Source organism: Nonomuraea sp. NPDC049637 (assembly GCF_040675235.1).
GTDB lineage: Bacteria > Actinomycetota > Actinomycetes > Streptosporangiales > Streptosporangiaceae > Nonomuraea.
Genome location: NZ_JBFAOM010000022.1, coordinates 1 through 17,495 on the forward strand (window position 1 = coordinate 1; position 17,495 = coordinate 17,495).

At 72.9% G+C, this 17,495-nt stretch carries 18 protein-coding genes and 1 tRNA gene; 13 read left to right on the plus strand and 6 right to left on the minus strand.

What is annotated here, in order from left to right:
- Window positions 1-126: 126 nt before the first annotated feature.
- Window positions 127-543, minus strand: a complete 417-nt coding sequence (locus AB0J71_RS27800; RefSeq protein WP_020547189.1) for an SsgA family sporulation/cell division regulator — start codon at window positions 541-543, stop codon at window positions 127-129.
- A 451-nt stretch (window positions 544-994) separates the two neighbouring features.
- Here AB0J71_RS27800 and AB0J71_RS27805 point away from each other — a divergent pair.
- A tRNA-Val gene (locus AB0J71_RS27805) sits at window positions 995-1,066 on the plus strand.
- Between the two features lie 468 nt (window positions 1,067-1,534).
- Window positions 1,535-2,659, plus strand: coding sequence for a lipase (locus AB0J71_RS27810; RefSeq protein ID WP_364416741.1), 1,125 nt, complete (start codon window positions 1,535-1,537; stop codon window positions 2,657-2,659).
- On the opposite strand, the gene AB0J71_RS27815 is transcribed toward AB0J71_RS27810, so the two are convergent.
- The gene (locus AB0J71_RS27815; RefSeq protein ID WP_364416743.1) at window positions 2,624-3,943 is read right to left on the minus strand and encodes a response regulator transcription factor; all 1,320 of its coding nucleotides are present in this window, start codon (window positions 3,941-3,943) and stop codon (window positions 2,624-2,626) included. The two genes, AB0J71_RS27810 and AB0J71_RS27815, sit on opposite strands and share 36 nt — an antisense overlap.
- Before the next feature lie 75 nt (window positions 3,944-4,018).
- Here AB0J71_RS27815 and AB0J71_RS27820 point away from each other — a divergent pair, with 75 nt between their 5' ends.
- The gene (locus AB0J71_RS27820; RefSeq protein ID WP_364416745.1) at window positions 4,019-4,783 is read left to right on the plus strand and encodes a hypothetical protein; all 765 of its coding nucleotides are present in this window, start codon (window positions 4,019-4,021) and stop codon (window positions 4,781-4,783) included.
- A 163-nt stretch (window positions 4,784-4,946) separates the two neighbouring features.
- Window positions 4,947-5,441, plus strand: coding sequence for a carbohydrate binding domain-containing protein (locus tag AB0J71_RS27825; RefSeq protein WP_364416747.1), 495 nt, complete (start codon window positions 4,947-4,949; stop codon window positions 5,439-5,441).
- A gap of 49 nt (window positions 5,442-5,490) precedes the next feature.
- On the opposite strand, the gene AB0J71_RS27830 is transcribed toward AB0J71_RS27825, so the two are convergent.
- Window positions 5,491-6,453: an RNA polymerase sigma-70 factor gene (locus tag AB0J71_RS27830; RefSeq protein WP_364416862.1), complete on the minus strand. Its 963-nt coding sequence runs from the start codon at window positions 6,451-6,453 to the stop codon at window positions 5,491-5,493.
- A 124-nt stretch (window positions 6,454-6,577) separates the two neighbouring features.
- Between AB0J71_RS27830 and AB0J71_RS27835 the strand changes: the two genes are divergently transcribed.
- Window positions 6,578-7,423, plus strand: coding sequence for an SDR family NAD(P)-dependent oxidoreductase (locus AB0J71_RS27835; protein ID WP_352327853.1), 846 nt, complete (start codon window positions 6,578-6,580; stop codon window positions 7,421-7,423).
- A 117-nt stretch (window positions 7,424-7,540) separates the two neighbouring features.
- Complete coding sequence (locus tag AB0J71_RS27840; protein WP_364416749.1) at window positions 7,541-8,734, plus strand: alpha/beta hydrolase; 1,194 nt, start codon at window positions 7,541-7,543, stop codon at window positions 8,732-8,734.
- A gap of 137 nt (window positions 8,735-8,871) precedes the next feature.
- On the opposite strand, the gene AB0J71_RS27845 is transcribed toward AB0J71_RS27840, so the two are convergent.
- A complete protein-coding gene (locus tag AB0J71_RS27845) occupies window positions 8,872-9,702 on the minus strand; it encodes a hypothetical protein (protein WP_364416751.1) in 831 nt (276 codons plus the stop codon).
- Between the two features lie 230 nt (window positions 9,703-9,932).
- On the opposite strand from AB0J71_RS27845, the gene AB0J71_RS27850 reads away from it, so the two are divergent.
- From AB0J71_RS27850 to AB0J71_RS27865, 4 genes are read left to right on the plus strand one after another with little or no spacing between them, the layout of a single operon-like run.
- Window positions 9,933-10,826 carry a siderophore-interacting protein gene (locus AB0J71_RS27850; RefSeq protein WP_364416753.1) on the plus strand — a complete coding sequence of 298 codons (894 nt, stop codon included), beginning with the start codon at window positions 9,933-9,935 and terminating at the stop codon, window positions 10,824-10,826.
- Window positions 10,827-10,833: 7 nt separating this feature from the next.
- Complete coding sequence (locus AB0J71_RS27855) at window positions 10,834-11,697, plus strand: ABC transporter ATP-binding protein (protein ID WP_364416755.1); 864 nt, start codon at window positions 10,834-10,836, stop codon at window positions 11,695-11,697.
- Between the two features lie 9 nt (window positions 11,698-11,706).
- Window positions 11,707-12,678 (plus strand): iron-siderophore ABC transporter substrate-binding protein, encoded by a 972-nt coding sequence (locus tag AB0J71_RS27860; RefSeq protein WP_364416757.1) that lies wholly within the window; start codon window positions 11,707-11,709, stop codon window positions 12,676-12,678.
- Complete coding sequence (locus tag AB0J71_RS27865) at window positions 12,675-14,735, plus strand: iron ABC transporter permease (RefSeq protein WP_364416759.1); 2,061 nt, start codon at window positions 12,675-12,677, stop codon at window positions 14,733-14,735. Before AB0J71_RS27860 ends, AB0J71_RS27865 begins: the two co-directional genes overlap by 4 nt.
- A gap of 24 nt (window positions 14,736-14,759) precedes the next feature.
- Here AB0J71_RS27865 and AB0J71_RS27870 read toward each other — a convergent pair whose 3' ends face one another.
- Complete coding sequence (locus tag AB0J71_RS27870; RefSeq protein WP_352329293.1) at window positions 14,760-15,140, minus strand: YbaB/EbfC family nucleoid-associated protein; 381 nt, start codon at window positions 15,138-15,140, stop codon at window positions 14,760-14,762.
- 10 nt (window positions 15,141-15,150) lie between these two features.
- Entirely contained in the window at window positions 15,151-15,540 is a 390-nt protein-coding gene (locus AB0J71_RS27875) for a YbaB/EbfC family nucleoid-associated protein (RefSeq protein ID WP_364416762.1), read from the minus strand.
- 85 nt (window positions 15,541-15,625) lie between these two features.
- Between AB0J71_RS27875 and AB0J71_RS27880 the strand changes: the two genes are divergently transcribed.
- From AB0J71_RS27880 to AB0J71_RS27890, 3 genes are read left to right on the plus strand one after another with little or no spacing between them, the layout of a single operon-like run.
- Complete coding sequence (locus AB0J71_RS27880) at window positions 15,626-15,940, plus strand: hypothetical protein (protein WP_352329297.1); 315 nt, start codon at window positions 15,626-15,628, stop codon at window positions 15,938-15,940.
- On the plus strand, window positions 15,931-16,812 hold the full coding sequence (locus tag AB0J71_RS27885; protein WP_364416764.1) for a hypothetical protein: 882 nt from the start codon (window positions 15,931-15,933) through the stop codon (window positions 16,810-16,812). Before AB0J71_RS27880 ends, AB0J71_RS27885 begins: the two co-directional genes overlap by 10 nt.
- 6 nt (window positions 16,813-16,818) lie before the next feature.
- The gene (locus AB0J71_RS27890) at window positions 16,819-17,490 is read left to right on the plus strand and encodes a hypothetical protein (protein ID WP_352329301.1); all 672 of its coding nucleotides are present in this window, start codon (window positions 16,819-16,821) and stop codon (window positions 17,488-17,490) included.
- The last annotated feature ends 5 nt before the right edge of the window (window positions 17,491-17,495 follow it).

Sequence of the window (17,495 nt, forward strand, 5' to 3'; positions counted from 1 at the left end):
AGCTTCTTCGCCCCCTGCGCCTTGCGCACCTTGCGGATCTCGAAGTCCATCGCATCCCCTGAAGTGGGGTGTTGCAACGAACCCTAGAACCCAAGGGGTGGACGCCGGGGCCTCGGGTGCGACGGTTCAGGACGGCCAGAGCATGTTGGTGAGCTCGGCGTCCAGGTCCATGAAGTCGGTCTCGCGCCCCGCGGGCACCTTCTCGTACGTGCGGTGGAGGAACTCCGTGAGGGGGGCCAGCGGCACTTCGAACAGCGCCTGCCCGAACGGCGAGGTGAGGCTGATGTGCAGGGTGCGCTCGCCATCGGCGCGTGCGGGCCATACCTGCACGTCGCCGTCGCCGACCCGCCGCACGATGCCTACGGTCAGCAGTTCACGAGCAAAGATCCACTCGACCGGCTCGTCGTTCCCTACGTGGAAGGCCATGCGGATGGCATACGGATCGTCGGCTGTGTAGCTCAGTCCGGCGAGCAGGGGGACGGTAGTACGGTCGGGGACCACTAGCCGAAGGCCAAGCTCGGCGGAGACGGTGGTGCTGTTCATCGTCAGCCAAACCTTTTCGTCGTAGGTCCCCTCTTCGGGGCTTTCACTGCTCTGACGGACTTCGTCCTGAGCTATGACGCGGAACGAAGAAACCTGTAGGAAAGATTCCGCCTCAAGGGCCTTCTGTAACGCACATCACAGCTGGACATTTAGGCATCTACCTGGCTAAACGGCATCAATCGGGTCGTATTTGCAAGGGTTTTGCTGTTGTAGAGCCTGCCCCGACGGGCTCGACCAAGAACGTTTCTACCGAAAAGATCGCGATCGGTGTCTTCCGGGACACGTCGATGGTATGACACCGACCCACCACGCCGATGGGCAACCGCCGCCTTTCGCTCGAATCCCTCGCGCCGGGCGCTCCCGAAGATCGCCCCACGGTCGCTCCGTTTCGCCACCACCCCGAGAGTGCGGTATGGTTTTCCCCGTCAGCACCGCAAGGCGCCGACAGGGCGGGCGATTAGCTCAGCGGGAGAGCGCTTCGTTCACACCGAAGAGGTCACTGGTTCGATCCCAGTATCGCCCACTCGTAAGGTGCAGGTGGAGGGGTTTCGGAGATCATCCGAAGCCCCTTCTCTCATTTTGAGGGCCAATGCGGGGGCCATCCCACTTGGATCTCAACCCGTCGGCTTCTCGCCGGAGATGGTGATCCGGCCCTTGAGCTGCTTGGCGGCCAGGCTCAGGTCATGGAACACGCCGTCGAGGTGAGCGACGACGGGATCGCGTCCGGCTGCACTGGGCCCTGGAGCGCCACGACCGTCCGCTCGCCGTCGAGGAGCCGGGGGTCCATGTCGGTATGAGCGTCCGCAGCCTTTCACCGCGACCTGCGGGCGGTGACGGGTACGAGTCCCATGAGGTGGCTGCTGCTCCACCGGCAGCTGGCGGGGCGGTCATCCCCGAAGACGAGCTCCGTCGAGCTCTACCCTTCTGGGTTGAGCGGGAGGTCCTTCTCAGGCCAGAGGTGGTGGCCGTGCGCGCTTGGCAGCGTGGAAGGGTGAAACGTGCACTCATCATCACCGCCCTCACTGTCGCGCTGGCCGGCTGCGGCTCCACCCCGCCGCAGCGCCTGACGATTCCGAAGCCGACGGGCCCGCATCCGGTGGGCACCGTCTCGGTCCACCTGGTGGATCAGTCACGCGCGGATCCCTGGAGCGGCTCGGGCAGGAGGCGGGAGCTGATGGTCAGCCTGTGGTACCCGGCCCGGGACGTGCAGTCCCACCCGGTCGCCCCCTGGATGCCGCGGGCGGCGGCGGACCGGTACCTGAAGATGAACGACCTGGAGCCGGGCTCGGTGCTGCTGGACAGGACCGACGGCCGCGAGGGCGCGCCCGCCGACACGAGCCTGGGCGAGCTGCCGGTCGTCCTGTACTCGCCGGGCGCCAACGCCTCGCGCGCGTACGGGACCGGCGTCGCCGAGGAGCTGGCCAGCCGGGGATACGCGGTGGTCACCGTCGATCATCCCTATGACGCGGCGGTGGTGGAGTTCCCCGGCGGACGGGTGGAGGCGGGGCCCGAGGTGACCGACTTCGCCAAGGCGGTGGACGTCCGGGTGGCCGACGTGCGTTTCGTCCTGGACAGCCTGCCCGCCCTGGAGGAGAAGGTGCCCGGCCGTGCCGGGAAACCGCTCTTCGACCGGGCGCGGATCGGCATGTTCGGGCATTCGCTCGGCGGCGCGGCCACCTCCTCCGCCATGTACGCCGACGCGCGGATCAAGGCCGGCCTCGGCCTGGACGGCGCCGTCTTCGGCAAGGTGGCGAAGTCCGGCCTCGACCGGCCCTACATGGTGGTCGACACCGACGGGAAGGGCGGCATGGCCACCAATCCGACCCTGCGTGCCTTCTGGGACGGGTTGCGGGGCTGGCGGCTCAACGTGACGCTCAAGGGGGCGGCGCACAACTCCTTCGGCGACGACGTCCTGCTCATCCCCCTGTCGGCCGGGCCGCTGGGGCTGGGGAAGGAGCAACTGGAGGAGGTCGTGGGGACGATCCCGGCCGAGCGGGCGCTGGCCTTCCAGCGCGCCTATCCGCTGGCCTTCTTCGAGCAGACGCTGCGCGGCCGTCCGCAGGCGTTGCTGCGCGGCCCGTCAGCCGCCTTCCCCGAGGTCTCCTACCGCCGCTGACGGCGCCCGCCCACCGGCCGTGACCACGCCGCCCTCGTAGGCGGCGATGACGAGCTGCGCCCGGTCGTGCGCGGCGAGCTTGGCCAGCAGGCTGCGGACATGGGTCTTGACCGTCGCCTGCCCGATGCCGAGCCGCTCGGCGATCTGCGGGTTGGTCAGCCCCCGGGCCACCAGCACCAGCACCTCCCGCTCCCGTCCGGACACCTGGGCCAGCCCCGCCGCCAGCCCCGCCCCCAGCCCGGCCGGGATCGCGGCGGGCTCGCGCCGGGCGAACTCCGCGATCAGCCGCGTGGTGACCGACGGGGCCAGCAGCGCCTGCCCTTCCCCGACGATGCGCAGCGCCTCCAGCAGGTCGCCGGGGCCGGTGTCCTTGAGCAGGAATCCGCTGGCTCCGGCGCGCAACGCCCCGTAGACGTACTCGTCGAGATCGAACGTGGTCAGCATCAGCACCCGTGTCCCGGCGGTCGCCGGGTCGGCCCGGATCAGCTCGGTGGCCCTGATCCCGTCGAGGCCGGGCATGCGGACGTCCATGAGCACCAGGTCGGGGCGCAGGTCGCGGGCCAGTTCCACGGCCTGCTGCCCGGTGCCGGCCTCGCCGGCGGTGGTCAGGCCGGGGGCGGTGTCGATCAGCCTGCGCAGGCCCGCGCGCAGCAACGCCTGGTCGTCGGCGACCAGTACCGTGAACGTGCTCACCTCTCGTCCTTTCCGGAACCGGTCGGCAAGGGCAGTCTCGCGCGGACGGCGAAGCCGCCGCCGGGCTCCGGTCCCGCCGAGAACGTGCCGCCGTGCAGGATCACCCGCTCTTCCAGCCCGGCCAGCCCGTGGCCGCCCGCACGCCGAGGCGGCCTCCGTCCAGGAGGGGGCGCCGATCGCGGCGCCCGCGGCGGTCACCGCCAGCGCGGCGGCCAGCGCCGTCACCGCGGTCCGGCGCGCCTGCAGCAGCGCCACCGCGTGCAGCGCGACGGCCAAGGGCACGAACGCCTCGTGCCATCCGGCGAACGGCGCGCACACCGCCGCCACCAGGACCACCGCGCACACCGGTACCGGCCACCGGCGCCGCACCGCCGTCGGCAGGCAGGCCAGCGCGATCACCGGCACGGCCACGAAGAGTGGCACCTGGGCGGACCCCGGCACGGTCACGAAGAGCGGCACCCGGGCGGACTCCGGCACCAGCACCGGCGGCACCGAGAACCCGATCGTCAGGGCGACGGCGGCGAACGCGTCGACGGCGAGCCAGTGTCCCGGCCGCAGCCTGCGCGCGATCAAGGGACGCCGTTCGGCCATGCGCCCACCCTAGACGGGCCGGCCACGGCGGCATGCGCGACGTGGATCACGAAGGCGGTGATCTAGGGTGCGGGCATGTCGTACGTGCTCCACGGTGTCGTCGGTGAGTTCGACCGTCTCCGCTGCCTGGCGGGCGAAGTGCCGCAGGCTGTGGTGGCGCCTCTCGGGCAGCACCTGGGGCTGCTGCCGGTGACCGACGAGATCTGCGACGAGCTGACCGGCGCGCGGCGGGAGAGCGGGCCGTTCACGCTCATGTCCCCGGGGTTCGCCGGGAGACTGGAGGAATGGTCCCGCGGCGGCCGCCGCGCCTACGTGGAGGCGGACTTCTGGGGTGGCGACGGCAGCCAGGCTGCCGCCCTGTGGGAGAACGGCCGGCGGAGCTGGGGGCCCGAGCACACCTCGATCCGGGTCGGACCGCCGCGCGACGACTGGCCGATCAACGCCGTGCTCGCGCGCCTCGGAGCGGTCGGAGCCGGCGCGGCCGACCTCTTCGACGCGGTCGGCCTCGGGCGGGAACGCGACCTGGAGGGGTGGCGCCGGGCCGGCCTGGACGCCCTGGGCGCCCCCGGCTACGACGCGTGGGAGGCCGCCTGCCGCGCCAGGGAGGAGGCCGACGCCCGCGCCGCCGCCGACCGTGAGCGGTACGCCAGGCGTGACGACGTCCCCGTCGTGCTCGACGGCAGGACCGTGATGCGGCTGCTCGGCCTCCCGCCCTCCCCGATGGTGGGGGCCGCGATCCGGCACCTCCAAGAGGTTCACCTGGAACGCGGTCCCCTCACCCGCGACGAGGCCGTCACCGAGCTGCGCCGCTGGGCCCGGAGCTTCCGGAGCACCCGATGATTCACGCTGCGCCTGGCGGCGCTGACCTGCCGGTGGGGTCCGCCCGAGCGCCAGGACGGGACGGCCGTCCGGGGCGACTTGGCCCAACCAAATGACCGGGAATTGGCTCTAGGTGGACGCTGATGTCGCCCCCCTAAGACCCACGATCATGAATTCTCTTCCGATGCGTCTCATCGCCGTGGGCGCCTTCGTGGCGATGGCCGCGGCGGCCACACCCGCGTACGCCGCTGCGCCCGCCGGCGACGTCGTGGTGAACGGCTCCCTGGACAACGGGGTCAAGGGGTGGTGGGCGTCCAAGAACACCCCGATCAAGGTGACGGGCGGGCGGCTGTGCGCCCAGGTCCCGGCGGGCGGTGACAACGTGTGGGCCGCGATGGTCGGGCAGAGCGGCATCGAGGTCCGGGCCGGCCAGACCTACCAGTTGAGCTTCGAGGCGACCGCCACGAAGACGACGAGGATCAGGTCGCTGGTCCAGGGCGGCGGCACGAAGCCCGCCGCGATCGTGGACGGCTACCCCGAGGTCGGCGGCAGCCCGAAGAAGTTCACCTATGCGGCCACGGCCAAGGCGTCGGACGCGGAGGCTCAGGTGTTGTTCCAGGTGGGTGGCGCGGACGCGCCGTACACGCTGTGCCTGGACGACATCCTGCTCACCGACTAGAACACCGGGCGCAGCGGTCCGGCGGACCGCTGCGCCGGCAGGCCGCCGGTCACCGGGGCTCGTCCGGCACGCCGGTGACCGGCACACCGCCCCGCGCCGCCGCGCGTGCCTGCTGCTTCTTCTCGCGGATGACCGCGTGGGCGTCGGCGATGGGGCCGAGATGCCGGAGCTTGTCGGGGTTGACGATCGAGCGGATGGTCTGGATGCGTGCGTCCAGGATGTCGAGCGTCCAGATGCTGACGATCCGGCCGGCGCGGTCGCGGATGATCGCGCCCGGCTGGCCGTTCACCTCGTGCGCCTCCAGCACCGCGCCGATCCGGGCGAACGGCGCGACGGCGACGGACAGCACCCGGGCCACCTTCGCCAGGCCGAGGACGGGCAGCGTACTGCCGATCTTGCCGCCGCCGTCGTTGGCCAGCCGGACGTCGGCGGCCAGCAGTTCCCGCAGCCCTTCGAGGTCCCCCTCCCTGAGCGCGCCGAAGAAGCGCCCGGCGAGCTGGTCCCGCGACCGGCGATCGGCCTGGAAGCGGGGGCGGCCCGCGTCCATGTGGCGGCGCGCCTGCACCGCGAGCTGGCGGCAGGCCGCCTCCGACCGCTCCACGGCGGCGGCGATCTCCCGGTAGCTGAAGGCGAACACCTCGCGCAGCACGAAGACCGCACGCTCCAGCGGGCTCAGCCGCTCCAGCAGGATCAGCGCCGCCATCGACACCGAGTCGGCCAGCTCCGCCGACCGCTCCGGGTCCTGGTAGGGGTCGGTCAGCAGCGGTTCGGGGAACCACGGCCCGACGTAGGTCTCGCGCCGGACGCGGGCCGAGCGCAGCACGTCGATCGAGATCCGGGTGACCGTCGCCGACAGGAACGCCTTGGGCGAGTCGGGCCGGGCCGCGGCGCCCTCGTAGCGCAGCCAGGTCTCCTGGACGGCGTCCTCGGCTTCGCTCACGCTGCCCAGGATCCGGTAGGCGATCGCGAACAGCAGCGGCCGTAGCTCCTGGAACTCCTCGGTGCGGGTCACGGCGACCATTGGTATCACCGTGGCCGGACAAAGGCGACAAAGTGTCGCACGTCACACTCGGCCGAGCTCACATCCGTGCCGGGCTGTCTCGTCCAGGGGGTGTAACAGCTGAAAGGAGCACAGCATGCAGAAGGTCTGGTTCGTCACCGGCTCGTCCCGCGGCCTGGGCCGCAACTTCGTGGCGGCCGCCCTGTCGCGCGGTGACCGGGTCGCCGCCACCGCCCGGAGCACCGCGAGCCTGAAGGACCTGGTGGACGCCCATGGCGACGCGGTGCTCCCGCTGGAGATGGACGTGACCGACAGGGCAGCGGTCTTCGAGAGCGTGCGGCGGGCGAAGGAGCACTTCGGCCGGCTCGACGTCATCGTGAACAACGCGGGCTACGCCCAGGTCGGCGCGGTCGAGGAGCTGACCGAGCAGGAGCTGCGCGACCAGCTGGAGACCAACCTGTTCGGCGCGGTGTGGGTGGTCCAGGCCGCGCTGCCGTACCTGCGCGAGCAGCGCTCGGGGCACATCGTCCAGCTGTCCTCGGCCGCCGGAGTCATCGCCATGCCGCTCGGCGGCGCCTACCACGCCTCCAAGTGGGCCCTGGAGGGCCTGAACGAGGCGCTCGCCGGCGAGGTCGCCGAGTTCGGCGTCAAGGTGACCATCGTCGAGCCCGGCGGCTTCGCCACCCGGAACGGCAACAACCCCGACCCGCTCGCCAACGGCCACATGGCCACGACCGACCCGGCCTACGACGGTCTCCGCGAGCGTCTCGGCGCGATGGCGGGGAAGATGCCCGCGGGAGACCCGGCCGCCGCGGCGCAGGCGCTCCTGAAACTCGTCGACTCCGCCAACCCGCCGGTGCGGGTGCTGTTCGGCAAGGGCTTCCATCCGCTGATCCAGCAGGCCTACGCCGACCGGCTCCAGACCTGGGCCGACTGGCAGGACCTCTCGATCGAGGCGCACGGCCCGCTGCAAGCCGGCTGACCGGCCTGCTCGGTCCTGACGCCTGACAAATGTGTCCTGACCCCTGACAAAAGTAAGGGTCCGAGCCTGTCTTTCGGGCATGTGAGGGGTGGTGGCGTCATTTCTACAGTTCTGTGCATGATCAGAACCCGCCGTAACCCTGCACCCCTCCTTCTCGCCCTGACGCTGGCCCTCCCGGCCGCGGCGGCGGCGGCGCCCGCCGCCGCCGCTGTCTCCACCGCGGGCGCCTCCGACGTACGCGTCGCGATCCCGAAGCCCACGGGCCGGTACGAAGTGGGGCGCGACACCCTGCACCTCGTCGACGCCGGCCGCCGCGACCCGTGGATGCCCGCGGCCGCGCGCGAGCTGATGGTCTCGGTGTACTTCCCGGCGCGCACCGGCGGGAGCGCCGCGCCGTACATGACCGTCGAGGAGGCGCGGCTGCTGCTCAAGGGGCAGCGGCTCGACGCCGTCTTCAAGCCCGAGCAACTCGCCGGCGTCAGCACCAACGCGCACCTGGACGCCCGTCCCGTCGGCGGCCGGCACCCCTTGGTGGTGCTCTCCCCGGGGTTCACCCTCAACCGGGCCACCCTGACCACGCTCGCCGAGGACCTCGCCTCCAAGGGGTACGTCGTGGCCCTCGTGGATCACGCCTACGAGTCGTTCGGCACGTCCTTCCCCGGCGGCCGTACCCTGACCTGCGTCGCGTGCGAGACGGTGGAGAGCGCCCCCTCCGACGAGGCGGAGAAGGCGCTGATGGCCAAGGCCGCGGTCAACCGGGCGGCCGACCTGTCCTTCGTGATCGACCGGCTGACCCGTCCCGCACGGTCCGCGCCCGCCTGGCGGCACCGGCAGATGATCGACCCGCGCCGGATCGGCGCGGCGGGCCACTCGCTCGGCGGCAACGCCGCGGCCGGCGTCATGGCCGCCGACCGGCGGGTCCGCGCCGGGGTGAACCTGGACGGCTCGTTCTTCGCCCCGGTCGCGGCCTCCGGCCTCGGCGGGCGGCCGTTCCTCATGCTCGGCACCAAGGTCCAGCACTCACCCGGCGCCGCCGACACCACCTGGACGCGGGACTGGCCCCGCCTGGACGGCTGGAAGCGCTGGCTCACCGTGGCCGACTCCGGCCACTTCACCTTCATCGACCTGCCCATCCTGGGGGCCCAGGTCGGGATCGTCGATCCGGCCGCGCCCCTGTCGGGCAAGCGGTCGGGCGAGATCACCACGTCGTACGTCGGCGCCTTCTTCGGCCGGCACCTCCGCGGCGAGCAGCAGCCCCTGCTGGACGGCCCGTCCGCCGCCAACCCGGAAGTCACCTTCCAGAACCCGTGAGGCCGGATGCCTGACGGACCGGACGCCGGGTTCCACCATGCCGCGTGGCCCGTGACGGTGGTGAGCGCGCCGAAGAGGGCGTCGGGGAAGGCTTTCACCCGTCCGGTGGACCGCGAGGTCTGTCGTGGCCGGTTCTTTCAGTTGCCGGACGCCGATGCCGCGGCGGCGATCGGTTCGAGCTCCGCGGCCAGTTCGTCCAGCTCGTCCGCGCTGAGCACGTCGTACGCCGGGGCGGCCAGCTCGTCGGTGAGCGCCTCGATCCGCTGCTTGGTCTCCCGGCCGGCGTCGGTGAACCCGCCGGCGGCGTCCACGAGGCCGCGGTCGCGCAGCCCGTCGACCACGGCGGTCAGCCGGGCCTTGGGCAGGTGGTGGATCCGGCCGAACTCCTCCGCCTGCATCCCGAGGGAGAGGGCCACGAGGACGTGGGCCTCGGTGCCGCCGATGCCATGGGCGACAAGGGCGGCGTTGTGGCCGTCGCCCCGGTGCTCCCGCAGCAGCGTCGCCGCGTGCCAGAGCCTGGCCACCGGCTCCTCGGGCACGTCGAGCGCCCGCAGCCCGGCGTACAGGGGCCGGCCCGCGGTCGGCGCGCTGAGCCCCGCCCGGGTGGCGAGGTCGGCGGCCCGCGCCAGACCGGGCGAGCCGGCGAGCTCTCCGATCAGCTGCCGCAGGGCGGCGGTGCTGCCCTGTTCGCGCACGGCGATCGCCTCCTGCGGGGTGATCTTGCCCCACACCCAGGGGATGTGGCGGGCCACCTCGCCGTCGGCGAAGTTGTAGAAGACCGCGTGGACCACCTCGGCCGGCGCCAGGCCCAGCGGTGCGGCGCGGCCGGCGAAGTAGCCGTCCCAGTAGTTGCGCATGCCGACGGCGAGGAACGCCTCGTTGGCCACCTCGGAGAAGGTGGCGGTGGCGATCGGCTCGGTGAGCTCGAACATGCGGTGGATCCTGGCCTGCGGGTGGTGGTGCTGCATCGGTCGGCGTCTCCCTGGTCGTGAGCGGCTGGTCGTGACAGTCCCTCTGGACGACTGTTCACCCTGGCTACGAACGACGCGGCCGGGATCCGACAACTCCGGCCGAGAATTTTCCGGCCAGTTTGTGATCTACGTTGTAAAGGCGTTCGGTCCGCTCGGTCGGGGGATGCGGGGTTTGCCCGTCAGGAGATCCAATGTAGGTTAGCCTTACCTAACTAAGGAGCTCTGTGGTGGTTGATCCTTTTCGTGCCTTCGACGTCCAGGTTCGGGGCCTACGGCGGCTGAGCCCGTCGTTCCTCCGCGTGACCTTCACCGGGGATGACCTGCACGAGTTCGCGGACAACGGGTACGACCAGCGCGTCAAACTGGTCCTGCCGACCCCCGGCGCGGGCGTGACGCGCTTCCCGCGCGGCGCCGACTGGTTCAAGCAGTGGTACGCCCAGGGCGACGAGCGCAACCCGCTGCGCACCTACACCGTCCGCGCGGTCCGCCCCGAGTCCGCCGAGGTCGACATCGACGTCGTCCTGCACGACGACTGCGCCGGGCCCGCCGGACCGGCCGGACGCTGGATCGCCGCCGCCGAGCCGGGCTCGCAGGCGGCGATCTTCGGCCCGAACGGCCTCTACGACGGCTTCCACGGCGGCCTGGAGTTCCGTCCGCCCGCCGGCTTCGGCACCGTGCTGCTCGCCGGTGACGAGACCGCCGTCCCGGCGATCGTCGGCATCCTGGAGCGGCTGCCCGCCCATGTCACCGGCGAGGCCCTGCTGGAGGTGCCGCACGAGGAGGACGTCCTTCCGGTCGCCGGCGCGCCGGGCGTGCGGGTCACCTGGCTCGCCCGCGGCGACGCCCCGTGGGGCGCCCGCCTGGAGCCCGCCGTCGCGGAGGCCGCCGCCAGGCTCCTGCCCGCGGGCGCGGCGGGCGCCGAACCGGAGGAGATCGACGTCGACGCCGAGATCCTCTGGGAGATCCCCGAGACCGGCGACGGCCCCTGTTACGCCTGGCTGGCCGGCGAGGCGGCCGTGATCAAGCGGCTGCGCCGCCACCTGGTCTCCGAGCGCGGCATGGACCGCAAGGCCGTGGCCTTCATGGGCTACTGGCGTCAGGGCCGCTCCGAGGACGCGTGAGCCCGCCATGACGACCGCCCCCTTGCTCCCGGACCCCTCCGGCCCCGCGCTCACCGGCTCGGCGCTCACCGATCCCGCGCTCGCCGGCACCGACCTGTGTCTCGGTTACGCGGGCCGCCCGGTCATCGACGGCGCCTGCATCAGCCTGGCCGCCGGCGCCGTCACCACCCTGGTCGGCCCGAACGGCAGCGGCAAGTCCACCCTGCTGCGCGCCCTCGCCCGGCTGCACCGCCCCGACTCCGGCGAGGTCCGGCTGGCCGGCGGCGCCGACGCCCTGGCCCTGTCCGCCCGCGACTTCGCCCGCCGGGTGACGCTGCTGGCGCAGAGCCGTCCCACCCCGACCGGCGTACGCGTCAAGGACGTGGTCGGCTACGGCCGCCACCCCCACCGCGGCCGCTGGCGCGCGGGCGACCCCGGCGGCGAGGCGGCGATCGAGCACGCCATGGAGCTGACCGGCGTGCGCGCCATGGCCGCACGCGCCGTCGACGAGCTGTCCGGCGGCGAGATGCAGCGCGTGTGGCTGGCCACCTGCCTGGCCCAGGACGCCGGCGTGCTCCTGCTCGACGAGCCCACCACCTTCCTCGACCTGCGCTACCAGGTCGAGCTGCTGGAACTCGTGCGCGACCTGGCCGACCGGCACGGTGTGGCCGTCGGCGTCGTCCTGCACGACCTCAACCAGGCCGCCGAGATCGCCGACCGAATCGTGCTGCTCCAGGGCGGCCGGGTCCGCGCCGACGGCGCGCCGCCCGAGGTGCTCACTGAGGACCTGCTCACCGAGGCCTACGGCATCCGCGTCGAGGCCACGATCGATTCCCGCACCGGACTGGTCCGCACCAGGCCGCTGGGCCGCCACCTGGCGATGAAAGGCTGAAAGATCCCCATGCGTTCCCTCCTGGCGGTCATGGCCGCCATGCTGCTGCTGACCGCCTGCGGCACAACGGAGCCTCCCGCCGCCCCGACGCCCCAGGAGCCGTCGGCGGGCGCCGCGGCCCCGATCACGGTGACCGACGCCCGCGGCAAGCAGGTCACCCTCGACAGGCCCGCGACCCGCGTCGTCGGCCTGGAATGGGGGGAGGTCGAGATGCTGGTCGCCCTCGGGGTCCAGCCGGTCGGCGCGGCCGACGTCAAGGGTTACGGCACGTGGGTCACCGCGGCCCCGCTCGACGCCTCCGTCAAGGACGTCGGCACCCGCCAGGAGCCCAGCGTCGACTCCGTCGCCGCCCTCCAGCCGGACCTCGTCGTCATGGAGTCCGACGACTCCGCCCTCATCGGCCAGCTGGAGAAGATCGCCCCGGTCATCGTCGCCAAGGGCAGCGACGCCGCCGCGAACCTCACCCGCATGCGCGACGACCTCACCCTGCTCGCCACCGCCGTCGGCAGGACGGAGCAGGCGGCCAGGGTGATGGCCGACTTCGACGCCGCCATGGCCGCCGGCAGGGCCAAGATCGCCGCCTCCGGCTCGGCCGGGCAGAAGTTCATGATGGCCGACGGCTGGAAGGACGGCAGCAAGATCTCCATCCGCCCGTTCGGCAAGGGCGCCTTGGTCTCCGACGTGGCCGAGCGGCTCGGCCTCACCAACGCCTGGACCGGCCAGGTCGACGCGCAGTGGGGCCTCGGCAGCACCGACGTCGAGGGCATGACCGCGGTCAAGGACGAGAACCTGCGCTTGTTCTACAACGCCTCCGACGGCGTGGACGTCTTCGCCGGCCTGGCGGGCAACTCCCTGTGGAAGTCGCTGAGCTTCGTCAAGCGGAACCAGATCACCAAACTGCCCGACGGCATCTGGACCTTCGGCGGCCCCCTGTCGTGCCGGCAGTTCGCCGACGCCCTGGTGAAGGCGTACGCCGGGTGATCACCGCAGTCGAGGCCCCCGCGACGCCGCTGCGCAGGCTCGGCGTCGCGGGGGCCTTCCTCGTGACCTTGGCCGCCGTCGCGGCCCTCGCCGCGCTCCACCTGACCCAGGGCACCTCCGACACCGACCTGTTCGCCCTCGACGAGCAGGCGATGAACGTGCTGGTCGCCTCCCGGCTGCCGCGGCTGCTGGCGGCGGTCAGCGTCGGCGTCGCGCTCGGCGCGGCGGGCGCGCTGCTGCAGTCGGTCGCACGCAACCCGCTGGCCTCGCCCGACACCCTCGCCGTCAGCAACGGCGCGTACCTGGCGGTCGTGCTGGCCGCCACCTTCGGCCTGAGCCTGCCGGCCTTCCTGTCCGGCGGCCTGTCCTTCCTCGGCGGCCTGGCCGCCGCCGCCCTGGTGCTCGCCCTGTCGGCGGGCGGCAGGACCGGCACGACGCGGCTGATCCTGGCCGGCTCCGCGACCGCGCTGGCCCTGCAGTCGGTGACCACCCTGCTCATGATCCTCTTCCAGGAGGAGAACACCGGCCTGTTCGCCTGGGGCAGCGGCTCGCTCGTGCAGAGCGACCTCGGCGGCGTCACCCAGATGGCCCCGGTCATCGTGGTCGCGATCGGGGCGGCCGTCGCGCTCGGCTCCCGCCTCGACATCCTCGGCCTGGGCGACGACACCGCCTCGGTGCTGGGCGTGGACGTCCGGCGGCTGCGGCTGACCGTCGTCGTGCTCGCGGTCATGCTCTCGGCCGCCGCGGTCACCGTGGCCGGGCCCGTCGGGTTCGTCGGCCTGTGCGCGCCGGTCGTCGTCCGGCTGCTGGCCCGGCGGCTGCCCGAGCTGGGCCGGCACCGCGTGCTGGTGCCGCTCTCGGCGCTGGCCGGCGTGGTCGTCCTGCTGGCCGCCGACATCGCGCTGCGCTTCGTGCTCGGCGCGCAGGCGGGCGTGGACGTGCCGCCGGGCGTGGTGACCGCGATGCTGGGCGCGGGCGTGCTCATGTGGCTGGCCCGCCGGCACCGTGACGCCGGGCCGGCCCGGCGGCCGCCGACCGTCCGCACCGCCGGCCCCGGCCGCGCCGCCTTCGCGGTGATCCTGCTGTCCGGGACGGCGCTGCTGATCGTGTCCGTCGTGCTGGGCCTGCTCGGCGGCGACACCTGGTTGCTGCTCGGCGACGTCGCCAACTGGCTGCGGGGCAGCACCGGCAGGGCGCTGACGTACGTGCTCGACCAGCGCTGGCCGCGCGTCGCCGCGGCGGTCCTGGCCGGCGCCGCGCTGGCTGTCTCCGGCGCGGCCTTCCAGGCCGTCTCCCGCAACCCGCTGGCCGAGCCGGGTGTGCTGGGCGTCACCGCGGGGGCGGGCGCGGCGGCCGTCGCGACGCTCACCCTCGTACCCGCGGCCGGGATCGCCGCGGTGTCCGGCGCGGCCGGGCTCGGCGCGCTCGCCGCCTTCGCCCTGGTCCACCTGCTGGCCTGGCGCGGCGGGCTCAGCTCGGACCGGCTCGTGCTCATGGGCGTCGGCGCGCACGCGCTGTTCAACGCGGTCACCGTGCTGATCATCGTCAGGTCCGACCCGTGGAACACCGCCAAGGCGCTCACCTGGCTCTCCGGCTCCACCTACGGGCGGGTTCCGGCCCAGCTGCTGCCGGTCGCCGTGACGCTCGCGCTCTTCCTGCCGCTCGCTGCGTGGCTGCGGCGCGACCTCGACCTGCTCGCGCTCGACGAGGACACGCCCCGGGTGCTCGGGGTGCCGCTGGAACCCGTGCGGCTGCTCGCGCTGGGCGGCGCCGTGCTCGTCACCTCCACGGCGGTCTCGGCCGTGGGCGTGGTGGGGTTCGTCGGGCTCGTCGCCCCGCACGCCGCCCGCGCGCTCGTCGGCGGCCGGCACGTGCGGCTCCTGCCCGCCGCCGCGGTGCTCGGTGCGGTGCTGGTCAGCCTGGCCGACACGCTGGGCCGTACGGTGATCGCGCCCGCCCAGGTGCCGGCCGGGCTGGTCACCGCGTTGCTCGGCACGCCGTACTTCGTGTGGCTGCTCTGGCGCTCGCGCGCCGGAGGCCGGGCGGCCGCTCAGTGACCTTCCCGGGCGCGCCTGGGAAGGTCACGCCCACTCGGCGCCGAGCAGCCGTTCCAGCTCGGCCTGCGTCCGGTCGGGGTCGTAGCCGGGGACGGCCTCGCGCATGAGGTCATACGTGCGCCGCTGCACGTCCGCGGCCGCCGCCCGTACCGCCGCCAGCGTCTCCTCGGCCAGGTCCTGGGCGCCCAGCCGCAGGGCGCGCTGGTCGTAGCGGACGTCGAGGACGCGCCCGTCGGCGTCGACGGTCACCCGCACGTGGCCCGACGGGCCCTCGCCGGCGCCGATGACGGCCCGCAACTCCTCCTGCGCCGACTCCAGCCAGGCCAGCATGCGCTCGCCCCGGCGGGCGGCCTCGTCCAGCTCGCGTTCGCTGATGTTGGCGGGGTCGATCTCCGGCCCGAACACGCTCGGCCTCCTAGTAAAGGTCGTTGAGTGCCTGCTCGACCCGCGCGCGCACGAAGGTCTCGTCCAGTGGCGCGGGCACGGCGGCGGTGGCGTCCCGCACCCCGTCGGCGATCTCCCGCGCTTGGCGCGCGGCGTCGTCCTGCGCGGCCCGCAGCACCTCGGCGGTCTTCCTGCCGAGCGCGGCCTCGTCCAGGCGCAGCGCCCGCGGGTCGATGCGCAGGCGGGTGGGGACGCCGTTGCCGTCGGCGACCGCCTCGACCAGCCCGTCGTCGCTCTCCGCGCGGCCCTCCACCCGGCCGATGGACGCCCGCGCGTCGTGCAGCGCCCGGATGGCGCGGCGGCTCCGGGCGACGTACTGGTGCAGGTACTCGGCGTCGTCCTCAGGCGCGGGTGAACGCATGTCGAACCTCCGACAGTCAGTCACGTGAACGTTCAGTGTAGAGGTAAACGTCTGTGCCGGATTTGACTGGATATGCTTTCTGGGCATGACGGGATTTGAGATCGCCGCGGGGGCGGTGAGCCGTGACGGCGCATACGTCACCGGCCATGGGGCGAACTACGAGGCCGCGGTCACGCGGCTGCGGCAGCGGGGGAGCGGCGCCCGGACCTTCGGCGGCGAGGGGCTGTTCGCCACCATCATCGCCACCTACAACGAATGCCTGCAGACCTCGCTCGACGCGCTGACGGGCATCGGCGGGCAGATCGCCGAGACCGGCGAGGGGCTGCGCATGGTCGCGAGGAACACCCGGGCGGCGGAGAGCGCCACCGTCGAGAGCTTCGAGAGCCCCGGGTGGCGGTGACCCTCGACCCGCACGTGGCGGGTTTCCTCAACCTCATCGGTTTCCCCTGGCCGAACGACAACGAGGACGAGTGGCGGCTTGAGGCCGACGACTGGCGGGTCGTCCTCGCCGCGTCGTCGGCCCAGGGCGCCGCGGCCGATGAGTCGGTACGCAACGCGTCGCAGTCCTACCAGGGCGACTCGGCCACGCACCTGGCCGGCCACTGGAACCAGGTCGGCGACGGCGGCGGCCACATCTCCCAGGCCGCCTCGGCGGCGAGGGTCGCGCCGGCCGTCCTCGACGGCACCGCGAACGTGGTCAGCGCGGTCAAGCTGGCCGTGGGCACGCAGGCCGCGTACGGACTGACCGCCGCCACCCAGGCGCTGCTGTTCGGCGGCGCCGCGGGCGGCATGATCGCTCTCGCGCGCATGCAGATGACCCGCCACGCCGTGGGCAAGGTGGCGCTCGAAGGCGCCGAGGGCACCGCCAGGGGCCTGGCCCCGGTGCTGAGCGGCCGGGTGACCGAGACCATGCGCCGCATCATGAAGGAGATGGAGAAGCGGCCGCACGCCCGCGACGGCATGCTCCAGATGCGGCGCAGGGGCGGCGGGAAGGGCGGCAAGGGCGGGAAGGGCGGCGGCTACGACCCGAACGCCTCGGCGAGCTTCGACAACGCCGCGCAGCGCATGCACGGCAGGTTGCCCAGCAGCAACGACGTCAGCAAGATGACACCGGAGCAGGCGAAGCAGGCGGCGGCCGACGTCAAGAACAGCATCCTGACGCGGAAGATGAACGAGGCCCGGCTCGGCAGGGACTCCGGGCACGCCGCCCGGCTGGAACAGGAGCAGCAGCTCCTGCGCGACCTTGAGCGCAAGGCCAACGAGGGGAAATAGCACCACATGCAGACACAGACGGGCGACGACCTGATGGCGCGCATCCTCGCCCGCCCCGCCGACGACGAGGTCCGCGGCCAGGTCGCCAACGACCTGCTCAACGAGCTGTTCGACGGCTATCCCGTCGAGAACCTGCGCATCCTGCTGCGCAGCGGCGACGACGACGCCGTGCAGACCGGCGCCTGGCTGCTGTCGGAGCTGGGCGAGCCGGCCGAGCCGCTGCTGGACGAGGTCCCCGCCCTGCTGGCCCATCCGCGGACCCAGGTGCGGTTCTTCGCCGTCGAGTTCGTGCTGCTCGCCGCCGACGAGCGGCACGCCGGCGTCATCGCCCAGACCCTCGCCCTGAGCCGGACCTCCGACACCGCCATCCGGTGGAAGGTCCTGCACTTCCTGGCGATGGCCTCGACCGAACAGCTCATGGCGGGGCTGTCCCGGCTGGCCGATCCCGAGGTCGGACGGCTCGCGGCCGGGCTGGTCGCCGCCGACACCGAGGACCCCGACCCGGGCGAGGTCGTCGCCGCGCTGGAGGGGGCCGACCCGGTGGCCCGGCTGTTCGCCGCGGCGACCGCGACGCGCATGGCCGAGGACGACGCGGCGCTGCTGCGCCTCGCCGCCAGGGTGAAGGACGAGGAGGTCAGTTCGTTCGCGCAGTGGCAGCTCATGCGGCTCCAGGGCTAGCGCGC

What these genes read in the sequence shown, in the direction of transcription:
- AB0J71_RS27800 (WP_020547189.1), bottom strand. Translation starts at nt 543, where the DNA reads ATGAACAGCACCACCGTCTCCGCCGAGCTTGGCCTTCGGCTAGTGGTC.
- AB0J71_RS27815 (WP_364416743.1), bottom strand. Translation starts at nt 3,943, where the DNA reads ATGGCCGAACGGCGTCCCTTGATCGCGCGCAGGCTGCGGCCGGGACAC.
- AB0J71_RS27820 (WP_364416745.1), top strand. Translation starts at nt 4,019, where the DNA reads ATGTCGTACGTGCTCCACGGTGTCGTCGGTGAGTTCGACCGTCTCCGC.
- AB0J71_RS27825 (WP_364416747.1), top strand. Translation starts at nt 4,947, where the DNA reads ATGCGTCTCATCGCCGTGGGCGCCTTCGTGGCGATGGCCGCGGCGGCC.
- AB0J71_RS27835 (WP_352327853.1), top strand. Translation starts at nt 6,578, where the DNA reads ATGCAGAAGGTCTGGTTCGTCACCGGCTCGTCCCGCGGCCTGGGCCGC.
- AB0J71_RS27840 (WP_364416749.1), top strand. Translation starts at nt 7,541, where the DNA reads ATGATCAGAACCCGCCGTAACCCTGCACCCCTCCTTCTCGCCCTGACG.
- AB0J71_RS27845 (WP_364416751.1), bottom strand. Translation starts at nt 9,702, where the DNA reads ATGCAGCACCACCACCCGCAGGCCAGGATCCACCGCATGTTCGAGCTC.
- AB0J71_RS27855 (WP_364416755.1), top strand. Translation starts at nt 10,834, where the DNA reads ATGACGACCGCCCCCTTGCTCCCGGACCCCTCCGGCCCCGCGCTCACC.
- AB0J71_RS27860 (WP_364416757.1), top strand. Translation starts at nt 11,707, where the DNA reads ATGCGTTCCCTCCTGGCGGTCATGGCCGCCATGCTGCTGCTGACCGCC.
- AB0J71_RS27875 (WP_364416762.1), bottom strand. Translation starts at nt 15,540, where the DNA reads ATGCGTTCACCCGCGCCTGAGGACGACGCCGAGTACCTGCACCAGTAC.
- AB0J71_RS27880 (WP_352329297.1), top strand. Translation starts at nt 15,626, where the DNA reads ATGACGGGATTTGAGATCGCCGCGGGGGCGGTGAGCCGTGACGGCGCA.
- AB0J71_RS27890 (WP_352329301.1), top strand. Translation starts at nt 16,819, where the DNA reads ATGCAGACACAGACGGGCGACGACCTGATGGCGCGCATCCTCGCCCGC.